The sequence below is a fragment of the Salinivibrio sp. MA440 genome, from assembly GCF_001996265.1.
Classification (GTDB): Bacteria; Pseudomonadota; Gammaproteobacteria; order Enterobacterales; family Vibrionaceae; genus Salinivibrio; species Salinivibrio costicola.
On record NZ_MUFI01000045.1, the window covers coordinates 1 to 23035 of the forward strand.

The window sequence follows — 23035 nt, forward strand, 5'->3', positions numbered from 1 at the left end:
ATATTTAACTATTAAGTAACTTGAGTGTTTCAAGCGTGTAACATGCAGCAGTGACTAGAGAAAGTGTAGCGCTTTCCCCGCACCGGCCAGCGGTTTGGCGGCCATGCAGGGTGAGAAAGTAAAACGAGCGATACAACTGTATCGGCACCGAAAGCGGTGTAAAGGAGTGACCATGATTACCGATATCGTCGATTTATCGCGGCTGCAGTTTGCGCTGACCGCGATGTATCACTTCCTGTTTGTTCCCCTAACGCTAGGTTTGGCATTTTTGCTGGCCATCATGGAATCGTTATACGTGATGACCGACAAGCAAATCTACAAAGACATGACCAAGTTTTGGGGTAAACTCTTTGGGATTAACTTTGCGCTCGGTGTGGCAACCGGCCTTACCATGGAGTTTCAATTCGGGACCAACTGGGCCTACTATTCCCACTACGTCGGGGATATTTTTGGTGCCCCGCTTGCCATTGAAGGGTTGATGGCCTTCTTCCTTGAATCCACCTTTGTGGGCTTATTCTTCTTTGGTTGGGATCGCCTCAGTAAACGTCAGCATTTGGTCACCACTTGGCTGGTGGCGTTAGGCTCTAACTTTTCCGCGCTTTGGATCCTGGTCGCCAACGGCTGGATGCAAAACCCAGTGGGCTCGGAGTTCAACTTCGAAACCATGCGTATGGAAATGGTGAGCTTTGCCGATGTGGTCTTTAACCCGGTAGCACAAGTCAAATTTGTTCACACCGTCGCGGCAGGCTACACCACCGGGGCAATGTTCGTGCTCGGTATCAGTGCCTACTACCTACTGAAAGGGCGTGATCTCGCCTTCGCACGTCGCTCGTTTGCAATTGCTGCCTCCTTTGGTATGGCCGCGATCGTCTCGGTCATTATTCTGGGTGATGAATCCGGCTATGAGCTGGGCGATGTACAAAAGGTCAAATTGGCGGCGATTGAGGCCGAATGGCACACCGAGGAAGCGCCAGCAGCCTTCACCGTGGTGGGTCTTCCTAATCAAGACACCATGCAAACCGATTATGCGATCAAAATCCCGTATGCGATGGGGATCATTGCCACGCGCTCACTGGATAAAGAAGTGACAGGCTTAACCGATTTGATTGCTGAGCACGAAACCCGTATCCGTAACGGGATGCAGGCGTACGCATTGCTAGAAAAATTGCGTGCCGGCGAGACATCGTCTGAAACCAAAGCCGCCTTCAATGAAGTGAAAAATGACCTCGGTTATGGTCTGCTGCTTAAGCCTTATACCGACAAAGTGGTTGATGCCACCGAAGGGCAAATTCAGCAAGCGGCACAAGACTCTATTCCACACGTGGCACCGCTGTTCTGGAGCTTTAGGATCATGGTGGCTTGTGGCTTTGCGATGCTGTTTATCTTTGGCATGAGCTTCTGGCAAACCTGCCGTCAACGTATTGATCAAAAACCTTGGCTACTCAAACTGGCACTGATTGGTATTCCGCTGCCTTGGATTGCCTGTGAAGCGGGCTGGTTTGTTGCCGAATATGGTCGTCAGCCTTGGGCTGTGGGTGAGATTTTACCAGTGCATATGGCCGCCTCTAACCTCGCTGCAGGCGATATCATCTTCTCGATGGTGGCGATTTGTTCGCTCTACACCGTCTTTCTCGTCGCCGAGCTTTATCTGATGTTCAAGTTTGCGCGCTTGGGGCCAAGTAGCCTCAAAACCGGCCGCTACCACTTTGAACAAAAAGGCAATCCAGAAGCAGATTTCAGCCGCCAGATTGAAGCATAAGGAGAGATAGCATGTTTGATTATGAAATGTTACGGCTGATCTGGTGGGCGCTTATTGGGGTGCTACTGATTGGCTTTACCGTCACCGATGGCTTTGACATGGGGGTGGGCGCCTTGCTCACCCTGATCGGCAAAACGGATAGCGAACGACGGGTGATGATTAACTCAGTCGCTCCGCACTGGGAAGGCAACCAAGTTTGGCTAGTGACCGCGGGTGGGGCACTATTTGCTGCCTGGCCGCTGGTTTATGCCGTGTCATTCTCTGGGTTTTATATCGCGATGGTGCTCACACTAGCGGCGTTATTTTTCCGTCCGATGGGCTTTGACTACCGCTCAAAAATTGATGATAAGCGCTGGCGTACTGCCTGGGACTGGGGCCTGGTTGCTGGTGGTTTTATACCGCCTGTGATTTTCGGTGTCGCCTTTGGCAACTTGCTGCAAGGCGTACCATTTCAGTTAAGCGAGCTGTTGATCCCAACCTACACCGGTGGCTTTTTCGCACTGCTTAATCCATTCGCACTGGTGTGTGGCCTTGTAAGTCTGTTTATGGTGGTGCTGCAAGGGGCAACCTGGCTGCAAATGAAAACCACCGATGCGCTGCATGTACGGGCACGCAATGTGGCGCAACTGTGTGCGCTACTGACCACTGTCTTGTTCGTGGCAGCGGGCTTTTGGGTACAAAACCTGGAAGGCTTTGTGGTGGTCAGTGAAGCGGCGAATCAAGCGGCGTCTAACCCACTGGCGAAAGAGGTGGCGGTGCAAAGCGGCGCGTGGATGCACAACTACCAAGCGATGCCAATCCTTTGGTTAGCTCCCATTGTCGGTGCGGTGATGCCACTATTGGCACTGCTGGCGTCTCGAGTTGAGCGTGGTGGCTGGGCCTTCTTGTTCTCGAGCTTGGCCATTGCTGGGGTAATTTTGACCGCGGGTATCGCGATGTTCCCCTTTGTAATGCCATCGAGCACCTTCCCAAGTCATAGTTTGACCATGTGGGATGCCACCTCGAGCGAACTGACATTATCGATTATGACTATCGTCGCCGCGATTTTTGTGCCGATTATCTTGGCTTACACCTTGTGGTGCTACATTAAGATGTTCGGCCGCTTAGATGCGCAATATATTGAAGACAACAAACATTCACTGTACTAAGTAAGGAGCCTGCATATGTGGTATTTCACGTGGATTCTCGGTGTGCTGCTGGCATGCGCCTTCGGGATCATCAATGCGTTATGGCTTGAGCATACCGAAGCCATGGATCACGATAATGAGTGATCGCCAACCCGCTCCGTTAGGCCAGGATTTTTCTGGCCTTTGGCGGCTGCTCTCATTGGCCAGTGCATTATGCTGGGGGGGCCAAGTAATGTGGGCGCCTGAAGCCTTCGCGCAGCGCATGGGCGGCGTCACGTTCCTCATGGGCGTGGGCCTACTTTACGCCACCTGCTTGGGCGTGATTCACGCTGTCGGCTTTACAGCGCAAGGAAAATGGAGCCGCTGGCTTACTTGGCCGCCATTAGGGTGGGGCGTGTCTCTTCTTTTGCTCGCCTTGATGTGGCTACGCTAGTTGAGCCAAACGCTCGGTGAGCAAGCGCAAAGTGACAAACGAATGACAAAAGCACCCAAGTGGTGCTTTTTTCATCACTGGCCGCGGAGTCATTGTGTGTTTTTTGCGGCATATCACTTCTTGCGCCCGTCATGGGCCACCAATGCAGCGACTGCGCGGCTTCAGCATTTCTATACATCGACAACTTAGGTATAGTAATTGCCTATCGCTGAACCTATATGGATACAGTCATGACTGAATCAACGCCGTTTCGTTGGCCCGTACGTGTTTATTATGAAGACACAGACGCCGGCGGGGTGGTTTATCACGCCAACTACCTCAAGTACTTTGAGCGTGCGCGCACTGAACTGTTACGCCAAATCGGTGTCAATCAACAGGCCTTGTTTGCCGAGCACTATGCGTTTGTGGTGCGCCACATGGATATCGACTTTCACCGCGGTGCACGGCTGGATGATGCCCTTGATGTTGTCACCACAGTGTCAGCCATGGGGCGCGCCAGCATGACGTTTTGTCAAAGCTTGGTGAATTCTGATCAAAAAGCATTGTGTGTGGCAACGGTTAAGATAGCCTGTGTCGACCCAGCCACCATGAAACCCAAATCGATTCCAACACAGATTAAATCGGAGATGATGACGTGACCGCTGAACTTTCCATTCTCGACCTGTTTTTACAAGCAAGCCTGCTTGTTAAGGGAGTGATGCTGATATTACTGGGTATGTCAGTGATGTCTTGGGCCATGATCATCAAGCGCTCAAAAGTGATGCAGCAAGCCTTTAGCCGAGCGGAGCGATTTGAAGACCGATTCTGGTCGGGGATCGATCTCTCGCAACTCTTTCAAGAAGTGCAGGCCCGCAAGGATCACCTCACCGGTAGCGAGAAAATTTTCTACGCAGGTTTCAAAGAATTTGCCCGCCTGCATCGCAGTAACGACAAAGTGCCTGATGCCGTGATGGAAGGCACGTCACGGGCGATGCGTGTTTCCCTGTCTAAACAAGTTGAAGAGCTTGAAACCCACTTACCGTTTTTGGCCACCGTGGGCTCAATTAGTCCCTACATCGGCCTATTTGGCACCGTGTGGGGCATTATGCATGCCTTTATCGCCCTGGGTGCGGTGAAACAAGCCACATTGGCGATGGTTGCGCCCGGGATTGCTGAAGCCTTGGTCGCGACAGCCATGGGCCTATTTGCAGCGATCCCTGCCGTCATGGCTTACAACCGTTTGACAGCCAAAGTGAGCAAGCTTGAACACAACTACATGAACTTTATGGAAGAATTTTCTAGCATTCTTCACCGTCAAGCGTTTGCGGCAACCCAGGAGTAATCCATGGCGTATCAACCAAAACGACGCAAAATGACGGCGGAAATCAATGTGGTGCCCTACATTGACGTGATGCTGGTATTGCTGATTATCTTTATGGTCACCGCGCCGTTTGTGACCCAAGGCGTCGATGTCGATTTACCACAGACCACGCAGGCCAAAACAGCGGCAGAGTTGGCGGAAGAAGAAGACAGCGGCGCGTTCATCATTGTGGAAGTAGACCAAGACGGCCAGCTCGGGCTCAGTGTCAACAATGGTGATATGACCCGGGGACTCAGCCTAGAAGAAATCTTGGTGCGGGTGAAAGCCGAACTTCAGCTTAATCCTAAATCCCCCGTCTTAGTCGGCGGTGATGGCCGCGTCCCCTATTCCGAAATCATCCTAACGCTTGATGCATTAAACCAAGCCGGCGTGTCGTCGGTGGGCTTAATGACAGAGCCGTATGAGTCGTAGGTGAGGATGATGAACGAGCCAAACCATCGCGATCAGGCGACCAAAAGCAAGAAAAAAGACTCACTGGTGCCAGCGCTTGCCATTTCCGGCGGGCTACACGTGTTGTTGGTGATTGTGCTGTTATGGGGGGCAGATTTCACCTCAGACGCCAAGCCAACCCCGAAAGCTGGGCGCTCCATTGAAGCTACCGTGATTGATCCGGCCGTGGTGAATGCTCAGGCACAAAAAATTCGTGCGCAGCGCGATCAGGCAAAACGCGAAGAAGCCGAGCGGTTAAAGCGATTAGAGCAGCAAGCGAAACGCCTTGAGCAACAACGCGAGCAAGAAGAACAGCGCCTTCGCGAAGTGAAGCGGAAAAAGCTCGAAGCGGAACGTCAAGCACGAGAAGAGCAAAAGCGGATTGCCGAAGAGCAAGCCAAGGCCAAAGAACAAGCACGCCTTGCTAAACAACAGGCGGAACAAGCCGAACGCGAGCGTCAGCGCAAGTTAGAACAACAACGGAAAGCGGAATTGGCGGCAGAAAAAGCGGAGAAAGCGCGGCAAGAAAAACTGGCGGCTGAACGCAAAGCCGAAGCTGAACGCCAACGCAAGCTTGAGGCAAAGCGCAAAGCCGAAGAGCAAGCGTTAAAAGAGGCAGAGCAGGCGCGCAAAGAAGCCGAACAAGCGAGAAAAGAGGCCGAGCGCCGGGCGCAAGAAGCCAAACGGCAACAGCAAGAGCAAGAAGCGGCGCTTAATGATTTGTTTTCGGGGCTAGAATCGGAAGCCAGCCAACGGCAAAGCGCGCGCGGACAGTTTGTAGACGACGAAGTGGCGCGATACGGCGCCATTTTTACGCAAATGATCCAACAAAGACTGATTGTTGATGATGGTTTAAGTGGCCAAGAGTGTGTGGTCAATATGCGCTTGTCACCTACCGGCCTATTGCTTAATGTGGAACAAAAAGCGGGCAACTCGCGATTGTGTCGTGCAACAAAAACCGCGGTCGCGTCCGTATCACAATTTCCAATGCCAGACGATGGCGATATTATTGCTAAGTTACGTGATATCGAGTTAACCGTTCGACCTAACTAACCGACAGGATAAAAAACATGATGGAAGTGAGCCCCTGTGGTGGCACAAACCATGTCACAAACACGCGTCAGGATCGTTTACGGACGTGGCAAGTTGCCGCCGTTGTAATACTGTTGGCCTGTTTGTCGTTACTCACGCAACCGGCACACGCTGCGCTTAAGTTGGTGATCACCGAAGGGGTGAACACAGCCAGGCCCATCGGCGTGATCCCCTTCCAATGGAAAGGGCAAGGCGAGATGCCTGAAGATATTGCCGGTGTCGTGGGATCCGATTTACGTCGCAGCGGTAAATTTAACCCATTATCTGTCAGTGACATGCCGCAAACGCCTTACAAAGATGCCGATGTCGATTACAACGCTTGGACCTCTCTCGGGGTGGATGCCGTGGTCACTGGCACCGTGACGCCCACGTCAGACGGCCGTTACCAAATTGATTACCAACTGATTGATATTGTGCGTGGCCAGCTCACGGGCGGCGACAGTAAAGGCCTAGGCGCCGATGGCCAGCTGGTACAAACCGATGACCACTTACTGGTGAACAACCGCGCTACGGTCAAAGAAAGCGATCTGCGCCGTTATTCGCATCGCATTGCCAATATTGTGTATGAACAGCTCACCGGCGAAAAAGGAGCCTTCTTGACCCGTATCGCCTATGTGGTGATCGATAAAGAGAACGACTACCCCTACCAACTGCGTTTGTCGGATTACGATGGCTATAACGAACGCTTGATCTTGCGCTCTAAACAGCCACTGATGTCACCGTCGTGGTCACCGGATGGTCGCCAACTGGCATATGTCAGCTTTGAAAATGGCCAAGCCGAAATCTTTGTCATGGATATTTACACCGGTGAGCGCGAGAAGATTTCGTCTTATCCGCGTCACAATGGTTCGCCTCAGTTCTCGCCCGATGGCAGCAAGCTGGCCATGGTGCTGTCCAAAACCGGTAGCCTGCAGCTTTATATCTTCGATTTAAAGAGCAAAAAACTGACCCAAATTACCCATGGTCGTGCCAATAGCACCGAGCCATTTTGGGATCCCGATGGTAACTCGCTCATCTACACCTCGGACCGGGGTGGCAAACCACAGATTTATCGCGTAAATTTAGACGATGGAACCAGCCGACGGATCACGTGGGAAGGCAATCAAAATATGGGAGGGCAACTGACTCCTGATGGCCGCCACTTGATCATGGTAAATCAATCCGCGTCTGGCTATAACATTGCAAAACAAGACTTAAACAGCGGGGCGGTGCAAATCCTAACCAAAACCTTGTTGGATGAGTCGCCAAGTATTGCGCCAAATGGCAGCATGGTGATTTACAGCTCGGTATATGGACGTAAGAATGTGTTGTCACTCGTTTCAATCGACGGCCGCTTTAAAGCGCGGTTACCGGCAACCAACGGGCGCGTGCGTGCACCAGCCTGGTCACCTTACCTGTAGTTTTTTAATTTTAAACAACGTGCGCTAACTTTCTAGAAAAGGAAAATAGAATGCAAATCAATAAAGTACTGAAAGGTCTGGCGGTGGCACTGCCAATGTTAACTCTGGCTGCGTGTAGCTCACACGATAGCTCAACCGGCAGTGATGCTGGTCAATCAACCAACCAAAACGGCACTACCGTGGTATCACCGGTTGACGGCCAAGGCTCAATGACTGAGCAACAAATCCGTAACCAAGAGCTGCGTCAGTCGCAAACCGTTTACTTCAACTTTGACGACTCATCAGTACTACCACAATACGAAGACATGCTGGATGCGCACGCGACTTACCTGCGTGACAACCCAGCGATGGAAGTAGTCGTAGAAGGCCATGCTGACGAGCGCGGTACCCCAGAGTACAACATCGCACTGGGCGAGCGCCGTGCTGAAGCTGTGTCTAAATACCTACAAGCGTTGGGTGTGCCAGCTAGCCAAATCTCTATCGTGAGCTACGGCGAAGAAAAACCGCTGGTCCTTGGCCAAAGCGAAGACGCTTACGCCAAAAACCGTCGTTCGGTATTAGTGTACTAATCCAGCCGATAGGTAGTGGAAACGAGTATGAAAATAAACAGTAACTCTGTGCGAACCCTCGCGCTGGCGTTACTGGTGAGTGTGGCAGCCCCCGCGGCTGCCACATCTGCTCCGGTGACAGAAGTAGGGGCGGGTGGCTCTGCCGTTGATCGTCTAGAACGCATGCTACAAGCGCGCAACCAAATGCAGCTGGATATGCAACGCCAACTTGATCAAATGGCGCAAGAGCTAAGCACGTTACGCGGCAGTGTTGAGCGTAACAGCTACGACATCAAACAAATGGTAGAACGCCAACGCGATCTCTATCGCGAGGTTGATACGCTAAGAACCGCGAAACAAGCGGTCCCAGCCCCCCAAGAAGAGACTCAAGACGCATCATCTGTTAGCTTTACGGATGATAAAAGCGAAAACGCCGCGTATGAAGCTGCCGTCAACCTGATCTTAAAAGAGAAAGACTACCAAGGCGCAACCAAAGCGTTTAACGCTTTCCTTTCACAATACCCAGAGTCGGTATACACAGCAAACGCCCACTATTGGCTCGGCCAGCTTTATTTTTCTAAAAGTGAATTTGAGCAGGCAAACCAAGAGTTTACGGCAGTTAGCAAGTTTAAAGACTCCAACAAACGCGCCGACGCATTGCTCAAACTCGGCCTAATTGCGCAAAAACAAGGTAACGGCGACCAAGCCGATCAATACTTCCAGCAAGTGATTGATACCTACCCAGACTCAACCAGCGCCAAACAAGCCAAAAATGCGATGTAGGTTAAGATAAAGCAAGATCGTTGCCGCCTCTGCGCTCTTGCTCTTTCTGTACTCTGTATCCAGTCATCTGTATTCGGGAGTGGGAATACAGAGCGCTTCGCTTACAGAATACGGGAAAAGCAAAAGCTGGCACGATATGCTTTTTCCGTATTCCGTATTCCGTATTCCGTATTCCGTCACCTGGGACCTAGGACCTACGCTCTAGGACTCTAGCTCTACTCGCGTTATACTACCCGGACTGGAAGCCCCGGACTGGAAGTAAGCATGAGTAATCCCATGAGCCAAGTGATTGAAACGTCGCAAAGGGTCTACCCCTTTCCGCCGAAACCAATGGCATTGAGTGTCGAAGAGAAAAAACAACACGTTGCGCGCATCAAACAACTATTAAAACAAAAAGACGCGGTACTTGTTGCTCACTATTACACGGACCCAGAGATCCAAGCCCTCGCCGAAGAAACCGGCGGGTGTGTGGCCGACTCGTTAGAAATGGCCCGTTTTGGCAATCAACACCCAGCCAAAACCCTGATCGTGGCCGGTGTACGCTTTATGGGTGAGACCGCTAAAATCCTCACCCCAGAGAAAACCGTCTTAATGCCAACGCTTAATGCCGAGTGCTCGTTAGACTTAGGCTGTCCTGCCGATGAATTCACCGCGTTTTGTGACGCACGCCCAGATCACACCGTCGTGGTGTATGCCAATACCTCGGCCGCCGTCAAAGCACGTGCCGATTGGGTGGTCACCTCAAGCATCGCGTTAGAGATTGTCGAGCACCTAGACAGCCAAGACAAGCCAATTATCTGGGCCCCAGATCGCCACCTAGGCGCCTATATCGAAAAAGAAACTGGCGCTGACATGGTCTTATGGCAAGGCGAATGCGTGGTCCACGACGAATTCTCAGCCCAAGCGCTAGAAAAAATGAAACACCTTTACCCCGACGCCGCGATTCTTGTTCACCCTGAATCCCCAGCGAGCGTGGTAAAAATGGCCGATGCCGTTGGCTCGACCAGTCAGCTGATTAAAGCGGCGCAAACGCTGCCGAATGAAAAGCTGATTGTCGCCACCGATAAAGGCATTTTCTACAAAATGCAGCAAATGGTGCCTGAAAAAGAGCTCGTTGAAGCACCCACAGCCGGCGCGGGCGCGACCTGTCGAAGCTGTGCCCATTGCCCTTGGATGGCCATGAACGGCCTTAAAGCGATTGAAAACGCACTCGAAAACGGCGGCGAAGAGCATGAAATTCACGTTGATGATAACGTGCGTGAAAAAGCGTTAATCCCACTCAACCGCATGCTCAACTTCGCCGCGGAGATGAAGGGGTAACACCGTTCCTAGGGCCTAGGCTCCTAGGTTCTAGGAAAAGATGACGGAATACGGATTACAGAATACAGAAAGATCAAAAGCCCCGATGCGCGCACGGTTTGCTCTTTCTAGTCTCTAGTTTCTAGCCTCTAGAAGCGAAGCGTCTCGTCTTTTCCCGTACTCCGTAAGCGAAGCGCTCTGTATTCAAGATCCCGAATACTGATTACGGAATACAGAGTACAGAAAAAGCAATAGCCTCAGTGCGAGCATGATCTGCTTTATCTAGTCTCTAGCCTCTAGAAGCGAAGCGTCTCGTCTCTTCCCGTACTCCGTAAGCGAAGCGCTCTGTATTCCGTCGTCTAGGACCTAGGACCTTGCTTTATGCCCCTTCCGCATCCTCCGCCAATGCTGCGCCGTGGTGGGTGAGGCCACACAACATAGTTGGCATGGCGTTGAAGATTTTCTCAAACTGTGCCAACTCTTCTGCGCCTTGCGCTTCCATGGTAGAAAGGGCAGTTTCTGGATCGTAAAGCAAGCTGATGGAAAGCACCACGCCGCCGAGTAGGGCATTGCCATCGGTGTTTTCCGGCATCAGCGTTTCCCAATCATCACGGGTGAGGCTCCAACCTTGCAACAAGCCTTCGGCGAAATCGCGCGTCGCTTGGTTGACAATTTCGGGGTCATCCAACAAACACCCTTCCGGCCACTGCCAATTTTTTTCCAACAGCTGTTGGCGCTGCGCATTCCAAATATCGACAATCAGGTTCGCGTACTGCTCAAACTGCTCATGGCTTTCAAATGGCGCTTGCTCGTCACCTCCCCACATTACGGGGAGCCACTCACTGGGGCTAATGACATGGGGTGCGGCAGCCATGGCGGTCACCACACCACGGGTTTGCATTTCGTTAAGCAGTTGCGCGCTATCAGCATGTTGGGTAAGGAATTCGGATAAAGTCATCAGGCTCTCATTCGTATTCGATTTGTGTGCTGAGTTTAACAGCTTTCATGCTCACTTGCTTCCATCACGCCAAGCTCGGCGGGTAAGTGTACTTTTAGGTGATATAACACATGGTCAAAATCCTCTCTTACTGTGACTGGCTCGACACTATGTTGAAACAAACATAAATCACCAAACTGAATGACTATTTTGACTGACTCTTTTTCATTTTGGTGCTAAGTAAAAAGAACACGCCTGTCGACTCTCGTTAGTGCCTACTTTTGACTACGCATCAAGTTATGACAATTATGTTGCATGTAGGCGGCTGGGCAGGTAAGTTGTTCATTGATATGGAAATAAAACCCTATTATTCAAAGGATTGAACAATGTTATACCCCATTAATAAACGCACATTAACGGCGATGCTGGTATCCATTGCGCTCGCTGGGTGTGATGGCGAAGTCGACAGTGATGCTATGCAGAGGCTCAATAGCGATACAAGGGCCCAGTCTGAACAGGCACTCGAAGACGAAAACATCGATGTTACGGTAGACAAACAATTAGTCGGTACACCGATTGAGATTATTGACAGTGAATTTTCCACCGAAAACCTTCAACTCTCTATTTCAGAAAATGGCGTTGAAGTGCCTCAACTGCAGCAGGGTCAATTCAAATTATCGCATGGGGTGCTTATTTATGAGCGAGAGAGCAGTGCGATTCACTATATGCCGACCCAAAATAGCGATAAGCGTACTTTCGAATATTCTTTATCGGATGGCCGTTTGAAAAAATCGGGAGGCGTCACCATAACCGGCGATGTGAAAATTGACCCGTTAGCTCAACAACAGTGGCATTTATACAACACTGGCCAAACGGGCTACGCCATGAACGCACAGACGTATCAGGCGTGGGTTGATCTACGTGTAGCTCAAGGCATGAGCGAAGAGCAGGCTAAGCAGCAACATCAATACGACGACAGCATCCTTGTCCCCGGTGAAGATATGAATGTGCTGGGTGCGTACAAACATAATATTACCGGAAAAGATAGCATTACCGTCGTAGTTGACTCAGGCATGGCTATCAATCACGAAGACCTTGTGGATAATGTACTCCCCAACCGCTCGATTAACTTTGCAGATGGCTCAAGCGATCCAACACCGGTAGGCACCGGTGGCGATCATGGGACCTCGGTTGCCGGGCTGATTGCGGCAAAAGGGTGGAATGGATTAGGTGGTCGTGGCGTCGCACCGGATGCCAGCCTGATCGGAATGAATTACCTAGAAGAGCAAAGTGAACAGTCACAATTTGCCAGTTATGGCTTAGACGGTTCTGGTATTAGCCTCAATGACAATCTCGTAGCCTTCAACCGCAGTTACGGCATCTCAGCGCCTGCTTTTATTGCAACCACCGATGTTGACGAGGTACTTTTTCAGTATCCGACAGCAAACTTGAGACAGGGTTTGGGCGCTCTCAATATAAAATCGGCAGGTAACTCATTTATCTCTAGCGGAAATTGGCAAGAGGGAAATGCCTTATGTGATCAAGCCCAGGCGGGAATCAATGTAAACCAATCACGTGTATTCAGCTGCTACGACAGCAACTGGGATCCGGCTAACGCCAGTTTTTATACCCTGACCATTGGTGCGGTCAATACCGATGGGCGCAAATCAAGCTATTCCACGGCAGGGTCAAGCTTATGGGTATCCGCTCCCGCTGGCGAATATGGGACAGAAGCACCGGCGATGATCACCACCGATTTGATGACATGCGAGAAAGGCTATGCCAGCCAAGCCACTGTCGATCAATTTGAAGCGGTCAATGGCAGTTACTTCTCTATGCTCGGGGTACAAGACTTTCACCAACGTGTTTGGCCATTTAACACACCAGGCACAGACTTAAACCAAGACGCAAACCCAAACTGTAACTACACCAACACCTTTAATGGTACCTCTTCTGCTGCCCCTAATGTTACTGGGGTGACGGCACTCATTGCTGAGGCCAATCCAACGCTAAGCTGGCGCGAGATTCGATATATCCTTGCCAAAACTGCCGATAAGGTTGATCCTGATGACGCGCCTGTGACGCTATTAGTGGGGAGTCAATCTTCAGGTAGCCGCATCAGTGATACTGATAGACATCGTGATACTGATGAACCGAGCAACGGCGTTACCGCGCATTTAGGCTGGGTTGAAAACGCAGCTGGTTATGCATTTAACAATAAATATGGGTTTGGTCGGGTAAATGCCGGTAAAGCGGTTGCGCTGGCACAGCAAGAGAGCGCAACACTCCCGCCTCTGCGCCATACTGATTGGATTGATATCACACCAACGCACTCTCCTATATCGATTCCAGATGCTGATGCACAAGGCGCGACATTTCGTTTCCAGCTGGATGATGACATTAACGGCGACCTGACGCTTGAAGGAATGCAATTTGGTTTTAACATCAAAAATGACGATTTGCTTAAAGTCGGCAACGGCGATCTCACTGGAAGTACAGCTGCGTCAGATCTTGCCATTCAAGTGACCTCGCCTGCGGGAACAAAAGCGATTCTTGCTACGTCAAGAACATCATTAGGTGCGTATCAAGGGTTAGGCAATGCTTCTGCCCCCGGTTACGCTTACCACATAAGCGGGCCTATGCTCGTCAATGCATTTCTTGGTGAAAAAGTGCAAGGGGAGTGGAGCGTGAATCTTGTTGATACCAACCGTGCTGATTTTGGTGATGTGCTCAACAACCAAGTGGATAGCGAACTCACCAAGGCACAAGTCCGTGTTTACGGTCATTAAGCAACAAAGCGAACCGTTTAAATAGAGATTACAAGGAGTTTCACATGCAAAGTAAGATGATAGTAGCCTTTGTTGCCAGTGCATTATTAACCCACGTCGCTGTCGCTGGGAGCAGTACAACCATGGCAAATGACAATGATGCAAAGCCGATGCCAACAGAAGCAAAGGCCAAAGGGCACAATGCTGAGCAAGCCTTAGCCGCGCAAGTCGATGGGCCAGTCACCTTAACTGAACTCTCTGAACTACATGGTTATAAAGGTATAAACCTCGACAATAGCGCTTTAAAAGCAGGAGACCAAGTTTACAATGAAGTCACACGTACACTGGGTAAAGTGACCGGGAACATCACCGTGCTGCTGGACCAAGGCACCATCTACGAGTTGGCCGAGTCGCTTAACTTGAATGTGACTTACTTTGATGAGACCACCAAGCTTGGGCAGCTCAATGCCAGTGGGCAAGATGACATCGTGGCAGTATTGGCAGAAATCAAATCAAACCCGGCGGTGAAATCAGCGAAAATTGATATTCTTGAGGCGAGGAATCAGCCACAGTAGGTATCACCCCTTGCATCGATTCCCCAAAAGGCCTGGAAGGGCCTTTTTCTTCTTTCTTCGATAACAATAGGATTGGGTTTGAATGGCGATGAAATAGCCATTTAAACCTAAACCTATCACCAACAACTTGACCGCAAAGCAGCAACTCTCTATAGTACGCCCCGTTAACGCGACAGCGGGGTTATAAGCCACCCAGTGTAAATGTCGTTTAACACACAATATGGTGAGGTGTCCGAGTGGCTGAAGGAGCACGCCTGGAAAGCGTGTATACGGCAACGTATCGAGGGTTCGAATCCCTCTCTCACCGCCATCATTAAAAAAACCGCCCTCGTGGCGGTTTTTTGCTATTTACAGCCGCTAGTCGTTCCTCAGTCCTCGTGATACCCTTTTCTTAGGTTTGATCCAAGAGAATAAAACAATGAAAATTGCAGTTGCTGGAACAGGTTACGTCGGCCTTTCGAACGCCATGCTACTGGCGCAACACAATGAAGTGGTCGCACTCGACATTGTGGAAGAAAAGGTTAACCTGCTTAACAATCAACAATCCCCGATTGTCGATGCCGAAATTGAGCAATTCCTCGCCGAAAAACCACTGAACTTTACCGCCACCCTCGATAAAGAGCTGGCCTACCAAGGCGCGGACTTTGTGGTGATTGCCACCCCCACCGACTACGATCCCGAAACCAACTACTTTAATACCAGCTCGGTCGAATCGGTGATTAAAGATGTGATGGCGATTAACCCCGATGCGGTGATGGTGATCAAATCAACGGTACCAGTGGGCTATACCGAGCATATTAAGCAACAAATGGGTTGCGAAAACATCCTCTTCTCACCCGAGTTTTTGCGCGAAGGCAAAGCGCTTTACGACAACTTATATCCATCACGAATAATTGTCGGTGAGCAATCCGAGCGCGCCCGTCAATTCGCTACCTTGTTGCAACAAGGTGCAGTCAAATCGGGTATCTCGGTCTTGTTTACCCACTCTACCGAAGCCGAAGCGGTGAAACTTTTCTCCAACACCTACTTGGCGATGCGGGTCGCGTATTTTAACGAGCTGGACAGCTACGCCGAATCCCACGGTTTAGACGCGCGCCAGATCATTGAAGGGGTAGGGTTAGACCCTCGCATTGGCGATCACTACAATAACCCCTCCTTTGGTTACGGCGGTTACTGCCTGCCAAAAGACACCCGTCAACTATTGGCCAATTACCAAGACGTGCCCAATAACATCATTCAAGCTATCGTTGACGCCAACACCACCCGCAAAGACTTTATTGCCAAGGCCATTATCAAGCGCGAGCCCAAAGTGGTAGGTATATATCGTCTGGTGATGAAATCCGGCTCAGATAACTTCCGTGCCTCGGCCATCCAAGGGATCATGAAACGCATTAAAGCCAAAGGCATTGAAGTGGTGGTATACGAACCGGTGCTTGAAGAAGACACCTTCTTTAACTCAGACGTCATCAAAGACCTGGATACCTTCAAACAACGCGCTGATGTGATCGTTGCCAACCGCATGGTGGATGAAATCCGTGATGTAGAAAGCAAAGTCTACACCCGCGATTTGTTTGGGGCGGATTGAGGAAAAATTTCGACGTCTGGTGACAAACTCTTTTGCAGATACTTGTTAGCAAGTAGACTCGTTCCTCGTTAAAATACGGCGGCTATGCACAACGCGTAGTGAGTCTTAAAGGTTGGCTATGCGCACAGGGGGAGCGACACCTCATGGCGGTAGCGTGGGTAAGCGCTGAACAAAAAGTGTTCGCTGCAAAGAGTGGCTTCACATAGGGTTAAGGAAACACCATGTCTGTATCACCAGAAAAAATGACGCATTTAAAGCAGCTTGAAGCTGAGGCTATTCATATCATGCGTGAAGTGGCAGCGGAGTTTGATAACCCTGTGATGCTGTATTCCGTGGGCAAGGACTCTTCCGTGATGCTGCACTTAGCAAAAAAAGCCTTTGCGCCGGGTATACCACCGTTTCCGTTGATGCATGTTGATACCACTTGGAAATTCCAAGAGATGTATCAGTTTCGCGATAAAATGGCTGAGCAAGCGGGCATGAAGTTGATTGTGCACCAAAACCCGGAAGGGCTGGCGATGAACATCAGTCCGTTCACGCATGGCAGCTCGGTGCATACCGATATCATGAAAACCCAAGGGTTAAAGCAGGCGTTAGATAAATACGGTTTTGATGCGGCGTTTGGTGGCGCTCGCCGTGATGAAGAAAAATCACGCGCCAAAGAGCGTGTGTATTCGTTCCGCGATGAGCATCACCGCTGGGATCCCAAAAATCAGCGCCCCGAGCTTTGGCATATTTATAACGGCAAAGTGAAAAAGGGCGAGAGCATCCGAGTCTTCCCGCTGTCAAACTGGACGGAACTTGATATCTGGCAATATATCTACCTAGAAAACATCGAGATCCCTGGTTTGTATTTGTCCAAGCCGCGCCCTGTCGTAGAACGAGATGGCACTTTGATTATGGTCGATGATGATCGGATGCCACTTGAAGAGGGCGAAGTACCAGAGCACAAAATGGTACGCTTTAGAACACTAGGTTGCTATCCATTGACAGGTGCCGTGGAATCAGAAGCGACCACCTTGACCGAAGTGATTCAAGAAATGTTGCTTACCACCACCTCTGAGCGCCAAGGGCGGACGATTGACCATGATAGCGCCGGTTCGATGGAGAAAAAGAAACGCGAAGGCTACTTCTAAAAGGCCCGGTTGATGATATTAACAGCCACTGTATTGGTGGGACTGATTGCGGCGCTGGTGGCTACCAAGCAACGTGCAAGCCATATTTTTATCGCCGCAACTACCCTGTTGTTAGTCGGTGGTGAGCTAGATACCCAAACGGTACTGAGCCATGTCACCAACTCGGGCATTGTCACCCTGGTTTTATTGTTACTAGCGGCAATCGTATTAGAACGCACCGCGTTGCTAAGTTTTTTGGCAAAACATATTGCTCATAGCAAGTATTTGCCGAACTTACTAAAAATGGGCGCGTTAAGCGCGATTGCCTCGTCCATGCTTAATAATACAGCCGTAGTGGCCAGCATGATGCGGGCGGTGATGAAGTCGCAACTGCATGCTCCGCAGCGTTTATTGATCCCGTTGTCGTATTTTTCCATTTTAGGCGGCACCTTAACCTTGATAGGCACCAGTACTAATCTAGTGGTCAGTGGCTTAGTCTCGGCGCAAGGTGGTCCGAGTATCGCGGTGTTTGACTTTCTACCCATTGGCGCGGCACTCGTTGTGGGCTGTGGTGCGGTCGTGGTCGTAGTGAGTCGGTGGTTGCCACAACACACCACCGCCGAGTCACTCGAGAGCCAATATTTTATTGAGGCCGCTGTGGCGCCCAGCAGCCCGTTGGTTGGTAAAACCGTCATCAAAAACGGCTTGCGTGCACTTGATGGCTTGTTTCTCGCCGAAATCGTGCGGGGAGATACTCTCATCTCACCGGTTAAACCCGACGATGTTATCCAAAGCCGAGACAAATTACTTTTTTGTGGTGATGTACGCCGAGTGCATCAAATTACTGCGTTCCCAGGGCTAACCACCTTTAACAAAGGCGATTTACCCGCCACTAACTTGCGTGAAGTCTTGGTAAGCCCAGAGTCGATCTTAATCGGCAAAACACTCAAGCAAGTGGGCTTTCGCGCCCGGTTTGATGCGGCAGTGATTGGCTTATCACGAGAAGGGAAAACTGTCAGCGGCAAGTTGGGGAATAACCCGATCCAAAGTGGCGACAAACTAATGCTGGCAGTAGGGCCAGATTTTGAGCGGCGACAGAATATCAGCCGCAACTTCTTTTTGTTGTCAGATCACAAAACCTTTCAGCCGCTTTCTGTGGTGCAAAACACAGCCGCCATCGGTGGCTTTCTCGTGGCGATTGCGGCAGGTGCGTTGGGCATAATGAGCTTAATAGAAAGCTTGACGTTATACCTGGTGCTGATGGTAGGGAGCAAGGTTGCCGATAGCAGTCAGTTACGTCGACGCTTTCCGTTTGAGCTATTAACGATTCTAGTCTGTGCCTTATCGTTGGCTTCTGCGGTGCAAAGTAGTGGTTTAGCCACGTCGGTCACCCAGGTCTTTTTAGCTCAGATAAATGGGCTACCCACAGTAGCAGTGCTATTTGGCTTAATACTGTTAACGGTGCTGCTCACCGAGACCATGACCAACACCGCCGCGGCGGCCTTGATGGTGCCCATTGCGCTCAGCATTGCCGATGGGTTGCAACTGAATGCCATGCCTTGGGTGATGGCGGTTGCGTATGGCGCGAGTGCGTGTTTTATCAGCCCCTTTGGCTATCAAACCAACTTAATGGTAATGAGCGCGGGAGAGTATCGACCCGCCGACTTTATCCGAGTGGGCTGGCCGGTCACGTTAATGTATATCGCGATCGTAACTGCATTAATTCCGATTGTATTTCCTTTTCATTCTGTGTGAGTGCTATGACAACAACGTCGACGCCAGCTACCAATATAACCTGGCATAACAGCAGTGTGACCGCACAAACGCGGGCCAAACAAAAACAACAAACCCCTGTGGTGCTGTGGTTTACCGGGCTCAGTGGCTCGGGGAAATCCACTATCGCCAATGCCGTTGAGCATCAATTATTGACCGCTGGTGCACACAGCTATCTGCTGGATGGCGACAACATTCGCCATGGCCTCAACCAGGACTTAGGTTTTAGCGCAGCAGACCGAGAAGAAAACATACGTCGCATAGGTGAAGTGGCTAACTTATTTATAGATGCTGGAGTGATTGTGCTCACCGCCTTTATCTCGCCGTTTCGGGCCGATAGGGAAAAAGTGCGTGCCCGTATTGGCGATGCTGCTTTTATTGAAGTGTTTGTTGACACACCGCTTGCGGTGTGTGAAGCCCGCGATCCGAAAGGCTTATATAAAAAAGCGCGTGCAGGAGACATTCCTGACTTTACCGGTATTGATTCGGCGTATGAGCCACCCGCCGCGCCTGAGATACATTTGCATACCGACCAAGCCGATATTGAAACCTGTGCCAAGCAGGTGGTGAGCTATCTCAACACTCACGGGTTTATTCGAGCATCTCAAGGAGCCAACTAAGTCATGCATTACGATGTGTTTAATGGTGATGCCGACGGCATTCTCGCGTTGTTGCAGTTGCGAAAAGCGTCGCAATTACAAAAAGCGGCGCCGCAGGCAAGTACCCTCGTCACGGGCGTTAAACGCGATATTCAACTGCTTGACCAAGTCGCGCAGCAAACTGATGTCTCGAGTGTCACCGTGCTTGATATCTCGATGGATAAGAACAAAGCCGCCCTTGAAGCTCTACTTAAGCGTGATATCCCCGTTTTCTATTGCGATCACCATCGTACCGGAGAAGTGCCAGTCGTCGATAACTTCACTGCCTTAATCAATACCGATGCCAACACCTGTACCAGTTTGCTGATTAACCAGCACCTCGGCGAGCGCTATGTGGCTTGGGCAATCGCAGCGGCGTATGGCGATAACATGGTTGCCGCGGCCGATGCCCTCTGTGAGAAACACGGTATCGCGGCCGACCAACAAACGTTTTTAAACGAGCTGGGCATATTGATTAATTACAACGGGTATGGCTCGAGCGTAGACGATTTGCTCTTTGCGCCAGCGGACTTGTATCACGCATTATTGGCCTATGACTCACCGTTTGCGTTACAAGCCGATCGCACGTCGCCATATTATCAACTGCAAGGTGGGTATGCCGATGATATGGCCAAGGCGCAGGCATTGGCCCCCGAGCATACGTCTATCGAAAGCACCATTTACTGCTTACCGAATGCGGCGTGGGCGAGACGCATTAGCGGAGTGTTCGGCAACCAGCTGGCCAATCAATCACCTGAAAAAGCTCACGCTATATTGACATTAAACCCGAGTGAACAAGGTTACACTGTGAGTGTGCGCGCGCCGCTTAACCAGCGCCATGGCGCGGATGAGATCTGCGGGCAATTCTCCACTGGCGGTGGTCGTAAAGCCGCTGCTGGGATTAACCTGCTACCGAAAGCTGAAATAAACACTTTTATCGACACACTGAACCAGTATTACAAGGCTCTATAAGTCATGTCACACTCTTCTGATTTAATCGCTAAAGACATCGACGCCTATTTGCAGGTGCATGAAAAAAAAGATTTACTGCGTTTTTTAACCTGTGGCAGCGTCGATGATGGTAAATCTACCCTGATTGGTCGGTTGCTGTATGACAGCAAGCTGATTTATGAAGATCAGATGGCGGCGATTGAAAAAGACTCGCAAAAGTTCAACACCACCGATGAAGCGTTTGACTTGGCCTTGCTGGTTGATGGCTTGCAATCCGAGCGCGAGCAGGGCATTACCATTGATGTCGCCTATCGCTACTTTTCAACCGACAAGCGCAAGTTCATTATTGCCGATACGCCAGGGCACGAACAATATACCCGTAATATGGTGACCGGTGCGTCGACGTGTGAACTGGCGATTGTGATGGTGGATGCCCGTCATGGCATTCAAACCCAGACTCGTCGCCACAGTTATATTTGCAGCTTACTGGGTATCAAGCACGTCATTGTCGCGGTCAACAAAATGGACTTGGTGGATTACGACCAAACGGTATACAAACAAATTAAAGCCGACTATCGCGATATGGCCAAACACTTTGCCATTGATGACATCCGCTTTGTGCCTATTTCGGCACTGAAAGGTGACAACGTGGTGACGCCAAGCGAGCAAATGGACTGGTACCCCGGTGCTACCTTGATGAAACTGCTCGAGACAGTGAAAGTCGCGCAAGACAAAGACACTGAGCATATGCGCTTTCCGGTGCAGTATGTTAATCGCCCAAACCTTAACTTCCGGGGTTACTGCGGCACCTTAACCTCAGGCACAGTGCGGGTTGGTGACAATGTGACCGTGTTGCCATCCGGCAAACAATCAGTGATTGCCTCGATTTACACTTATGACGGTGAATTAGACTGCGCTTATCCGGATAATGCCATTACCTTAACGCTTGAAGATGAGATAGATATCTCACGCGGCGATATGCTGGTGCACACCGGTCACGAACCTACCGTGACTAACCAGTTTAGCGCCCATGTAGTATGGATGGATGAAGCGCCACTGCGTACCCACAAAGATTTATGGGTGAAATTCGCGACCCACATGGCCACAGGCAAAGTCACTGACATTCAGCACAAAATTGATGTGAATACGCTCGACACCCACGCGCCGAATAGCGAAACTCTGGCATTAAACGAGATTGCCTTAGCGGACTTTACCCTCACTGAGAAAACGCCACTAGACAGCTACCAGTCACTGCCAAAAACGGGCGCGTTTGTGCTGATTGACCGATACAGCAACCTTACCGTCGGCGCTGGCATGGTCAAAAGTGTGAATAAAAACGGCGATCAGAGCACTCGCACTTACACGGAGGCAGAAAAAGCGCTTAATGCCTACATTCGCGAGCACTATCCGGAGTGGGGGTGCCGAGAAATTTAAACAAAATGTTATTCTAAGTATTGCTTTTTAGCATCGCGTAGCTCGTTTTATGCGGTTATGTCAAGTTAAGCAGAGTAAAATGACGTAAGATAAAACGCATTAGGAATATGCTCAAGGCCGAGACTAAACAGAATCGGCTAGATAGGGAAGCCTACAAAGTTATATGTCTTTTTATCTATCCCTATTTTCTATACTCACAGCCCAGCAAGGTTAAAAATGAGACTCATTATCTCTACAGTTTCACACAATCATAGTGATATGATTGTAAACATGGATTCACTTCGACAGGCAGCAGATGTAGCAGATGTCCATGTTATTTGTCGCGATAACGCACCACAAGAAGAACTGAAAGGTTATTGTCAACAGAATGGCGTAACTTACATTGCAAATACAAGCAAAAAAGGATTTTCTGCTAACAATAACTTAAACTTTCTTCATTACTTGAGTACGCTAGAACCTCAGTCAGATGACTATTTTTTGTTGCTCAATCCTGACGTTCAAATCACACCACAGGCCCTAGAAAATCTACGCCAGTTTATTGGTTTAAGTGGTAAAGAGATCGTGGCGGGTAACTTATACTTAGATGTAGACGAGCATGTTGAGGACGACAATATCCGTCATTTCCCTAAACTTTGGTCGTTCATTTCTGCTTACGCAATGAATAATCGCTCTACCGTTATCCGCAAAGCTGACATACGTGATGTGCAATCGCCGCTTTGGGCGAGTGGTGCATTAATAGCGGTGAAAGCAAGTGTTTATCAGCAACTCGGTGGGCTAGACGAAAAATACTACATGTACTGCGAGGATATCGACTTTTGTTATCGGGCGCACAAAGCAGGATATCAAGTGGCGTTTTCCGAGGAAACGAAGGCGGTCCATTGGCGACAACGGGCAAGTCGGAAGCTATTAAGTCGTTACTTCGTATGGCATCTATCAAGTGCCCTGAGGTTTTGTTTTGCACGCAAAAAAGTGCGATCAAAGCGCTCTAAAATCTATCAAGTCGATAATCTTAAAAGTATCTAATCCAGA

Annotated in this window: 22 protein-coding genes and 1 tRNA gene; 22 read left to right on the forward strand and 1 reads right to left on the reverse strand. The window is 50.1% G+C overall.

Features of this window, described 5'->3' with window-relative positions; all coding sequences use genetic code 11:
- Window positions 1–175 precede the first annotated feature (175 nt).
- The 12 genes from cydA to nadA all read left to right on the forward strand — a co-directional run bounded on the left by cydA (window position 176) and on the right by nadA (window position 10251).
- Window positions 176–1759 carry a cytochrome ubiquinol oxidase subunit I gene (gene cydA, locus BZG80_RS12840; protein WP_028569775.1) on the forward strand — a complete coding sequence of 528 codons (1584 nt, stop codon included), beginning with the start codon at window positions 176–178 and terminating at the stop codon, window positions 1757–1759.
- An 11-nt stretch (window positions 1760–1770) separates the two neighbouring features.
- Complete coding sequence (gene cydB / locus BZG80_RS12845) at window positions 1771–2907, forward strand: cytochrome d ubiquinol oxidase subunit II (RefSeq protein WP_077460429.1); 1137 nt, start codon at window positions 1771–1773, stop codon at window positions 2905–2907.
- A gap of 15 nt (window positions 2908–2922) precedes the next feature.
- Window positions 2923–3030 (forward strand): cytochrome bd-I oxidase subunit CydX, encoded by a 108-nt coding sequence (cydX, locus tag BZG80_RS12850; protein ID WP_021024361.1) that lies wholly within the window; start codon window positions 2923–2925, stop codon window positions 3028–3030.
- Window positions 3023–3319: a cyd operon YbgE family protein gene (locus BZG80_RS12855; RefSeq protein WP_158011321.1), complete on the forward strand. Its 297-nt coding sequence runs from the start codon at window positions 3023–3025 to the stop codon at window positions 3317–3319. Before cydX ends, BZG80_RS12855 begins: the two co-directional genes overlap by 8 nt.
- 230 nt (window positions 3320–3549) lie before the next feature.
- Window positions 3550–3957, forward strand: coding sequence for a tol-pal system-associated acyl-CoA thioesterase (gene ybgC / locus BZG80_RS12860; RefSeq protein ID WP_021024364.1), 408 nt, complete (start codon window positions 3550–3552; stop codon window positions 3955–3957).
- Window positions 3954–4640, forward strand: a complete 687-nt coding sequence (gene tolQ / locus BZG80_RS12865) for a protein TolQ (RefSeq protein ID WP_021024365.1) — start codon at window positions 3954–3956, stop codon at window positions 4638–4640. Before ybgC ends, tolQ begins: the two co-directional genes overlap by 4 nt.
- Before the next feature lie 3 nt (window positions 4641–4643).
- Complete coding sequence (tolR, locus tag BZG80_RS12870; protein ID WP_021024366.1) at window positions 4644–5090, forward strand: protein TolR; 447 nt, start codon at window positions 4644–4646, stop codon at window positions 5088–5090.
- Between the two features lie 9 nt (window positions 5091–5099).
- Window positions 5100–6161 (forward strand): cell envelope integrity protein TolA, encoded by a 1062-nt coding sequence (gene tolA / locus BZG80_RS12875; RefSeq protein ID WP_077679526.1) that lies wholly within the window; start codon window positions 5100–5102, stop codon window positions 6159–6161.
- A gap of 17 nt (window positions 6162–6178) precedes the next feature.
- Window positions 6179–7600 carry a Tol-Pal system beta propeller repeat protein TolB gene (gene tolB / locus BZG80_RS12880; RefSeq protein ID WP_241833911.1) on the forward strand — a complete coding sequence of 474 codons (1422 nt, stop codon included), beginning with the start codon at window positions 6179–6181 and terminating at the stop codon, window positions 7598–7600.
- Window positions 7601–7650: 50 nt separating this feature from the next.
- A complete protein-coding gene (gene pal / locus BZG80_RS12885; RefSeq protein ID WP_077670093.1) occupies window positions 7651–8169 on the forward strand; it encodes a peptidoglycan-associated lipoprotein Pal in 519 nt (172 codons plus the stop codon).
- Between the two features lie 33 nt (window positions 8170–8202).
- Window positions 8203–8931, forward strand: a complete 729-nt coding sequence (ybgF, locus tag BZG80_RS12890) for a tol-pal system protein YbgF (RefSeq protein WP_077679545.1) — start codon at window positions 8203–8205, stop codon at window positions 8929–8931.
- Window positions 8932–9207: 276 nt separating this feature from the next.
- On the forward strand, window positions 9208–10251 hold the full coding sequence (gene nadA, locus BZG80_RS12895; RefSeq protein WP_077679527.1) for a quinolinate synthase NadA: 1044 nt from the start codon (window positions 9208–9210) through the stop codon (window positions 10249–10251).
- 358 nt (window positions 10252–10609) lie between these two features.
- Here nadA and BZG80_RS12900 read toward each other — a convergent pair whose 3' ends face one another.
- Complete coding sequence (locus BZG80_RS12900) at window positions 10610–11188, reverse strand: UPF0149 family protein (protein ID WP_077679528.1); 579 nt, start codon at window positions 11186–11188, stop codon at window positions 10610–10612.
- A 365-nt stretch (window positions 11189–11553) separates the two neighbouring features.
- On the opposite strand from BZG80_RS12900, the gene BZG80_RS12905 reads away from it, so the two are divergent.
- The 10 genes from BZG80_RS12905 (at window position 11554) to BZG80_RS12950 (ending at window position 23029) form a co-directional block, all read left to right on the forward strand.
- Window positions 11554–13956, forward strand: a complete 2403-nt coding sequence (locus BZG80_RS12905; protein ID WP_077679529.1) for a S8 family peptidase — start codon at window positions 11554–11556, stop codon at window positions 13954–13956.
- A 44-nt stretch (window positions 13957–14000) separates the two neighbouring features.
- Entirely contained in the window at window positions 14001–14510 is a 510-nt protein-coding gene (locus BZG80_RS12910; RefSeq protein WP_077679530.1) for a hypothetical protein, read from the forward strand.
- 222 nt (window positions 14511–14732) lie between these two features.
- Window positions 14733–14820, forward strand: a tRNA-Ser gene (locus tag BZG80_RS12915).
- 108 nt (window positions 14821–14928) lie between these two features.
- On the forward strand, window positions 14929–16095 hold the full coding sequence (locus tag BZG80_RS12920; protein ID WP_077679531.1) for a nucleotide sugar dehydrogenase: 1167 nt from the start codon (window positions 14929–14931) through the stop codon (window positions 16093–16095).
- Between the two features lie 221 nt (window positions 16096–16316).
- Window positions 16317–17231 (forward strand): sulfate adenylyltransferase subunit CysD, encoded by a 915-nt coding sequence (gene cysD / locus BZG80_RS12925; protein WP_077679532.1) that lies wholly within the window; start codon window positions 16317–16319, stop codon window positions 17229–17231.
- Between the two features lie 12 nt (window positions 17232–17243).
- Window positions 17244–18965, forward strand: coding sequence for an SLC13 family permease (locus BZG80_RS12930; protein WP_077679533.1), 1722 nt, complete (start codon window positions 17244–17246; stop codon window positions 18963–18965).
- A gap of 5 nt (window positions 18966–18970) precedes the next feature.
- Window positions 18971–19603 carry an adenylyl-sulfate kinase gene (cysC, locus tag BZG80_RS12935; protein ID WP_077679534.1) on the forward strand — a complete coding sequence of 211 codons (633 nt, stop codon included), beginning with the start codon at window positions 18971–18973 and terminating at the stop codon, window positions 19601–19603.
- Window positions 19604–19606: 3 nt separating this feature from the next.
- Entirely contained in the window at window positions 19607–20593 is a 987-nt protein-coding gene (locus tag BZG80_RS12940) for an acetyltransferase (RefSeq protein WP_077679535.1), read from the forward strand.
- Between the two features lie 3 nt (window positions 20594–20596).
- Entirely contained in the window at window positions 20597–22006 is a 1410-nt protein-coding gene (gene cysN / locus BZG80_RS12945; protein ID WP_077679536.1) for a sulfate adenylyltransferase subunit CysN, read from the forward strand.
- 216 nt (window positions 22007–22222) lie between these two features.
- Window positions 22223–23029, forward strand: coding sequence for a glycosyltransferase (locus BZG80_RS12950; RefSeq protein ID WP_077679537.1), 807 nt, complete (start codon window positions 22223–22225; stop codon window positions 23027–23029).
- Window positions 23030–23035 lie beyond the last annotated feature (6 nt).

Bases quoted from the DNA above. Each gene is read 5' to 3' on its own strand.
- tolA (WP_077679526.1), top strand. From the start codon at position 5,100: ATGAACGAGCCAAACCATCGCGATCAGGCGACCAAAAGCAAGAAAAAA.
- BZG80_RS12950 (WP_077679537.1), top strand. From the start codon at position 22,223: ATGAGACTCATTATCTCTACAGTTTCACACAATCATAGTGATATGATT.
- ybgC (WP_021024364.1), top strand. From the start codon at position 3,550: ATGACTGAATCAACGCCGTTTCGTTGGCCCGTACGTGTTTATTATGAA.
- pal (WP_077670093.1), top strand. From the start codon at position 7,651: ATGCAAATCAATAAAGTACTGAAAGGTCTGGCGGTGGCACTGCCAATG.
- nadA (WP_077679527.1), top strand. From the start codon at position 9,208: ATGAGCCAAGTGATTGAAACGTCGCAAAGGGTCTACCCCTTTCCGCCG.
- cydB (WP_077460429.1), top strand. From the start codon at position 1,771: ATGTTTGATTATGAAATGTTACGGCTGATCTGGTGGGCGCTTATTGGG.
- BZG80_RS12940 (WP_077679535.1), top strand. From the start codon at position 19,607: ATGCATTACGATGTGTTTAATGGTGATGCCGACGGCATTCTCGCGTTG.
- tolB (WP_241833911.1), top strand. From the start codon at position 6,179: ATGATGGAAGTGAGCCCCTGTGGTGGCACAAACCATGTCACAAACACG.
- cysN (WP_077679536.1), top strand. From the start codon at position 20,597: ATGTCACACTCTTCTGATTTAATCGCTAAAGACATCGACGCCTATTTG.
- BZG80_RS12910 (WP_077679530.1), top strand. From the start codon at position 14,001: ATGCAAAGTAAGATGATAGTAGCCTTTGTTGCCAGTGCATTATTAACC.
- BZG80_RS12920 (WP_077679531.1), top strand. From the start codon at position 14,929: ATGAAAATTGCAGTTGCTGGAACAGGTTACGTCGGCCTTTCGAACGCC.
- tolR (WP_021024366.1), top strand. From the start codon at position 4,644: ATGGCGTATCAACCAAAACGACGCAAAATGACGGCGGAAATCAATGTG.
- BZG80_RS12900 (WP_077679528.1), bottom strand. From the start codon at position 11,188: ATGACTTTATCCGAATTCCTTACCCAACATGCTGATAGCGCGCAACTG.
- cydX (WP_021024361.1), top strand. From the start codon at position 2,923: ATGTGGTATTTCACGTGGATTCTCGGTGTGCTGCTGGCATGCGCCTTC.
- cysD (WP_077679532.1), top strand. From the start codon at position 16,317: ATGTCTGTATCACCAGAAAAAATGACGCATTTAAAGCAGCTTGAAGCT.
- BZG80_RS12855 (WP_158011321.1), top strand. From the start codon at position 3,023: ATGAGTGATCGCCAACCCGCTCCGTTAGGCCAGGATTTTTCTGGCCTT.
- BZG80_RS12930 (WP_077679533.1), top strand. From the start codon at position 17,244: ATGATATTAACAGCCACTGTATTGGTGGGACTGATTGCGGCGCTGGTG.
- cysC (WP_077679534.1), top strand. From the start codon at position 18,971: ATGACAACAACGTCGACGCCAGCTACCAATATAACCTGGCATAACAGC.
- BZG80_RS12905 (WP_077679529.1), top strand. From the start codon at position 11,554: ATGTTATACCCCATTAATAAACGCACATTAACGGCGATGCTGGTATCC.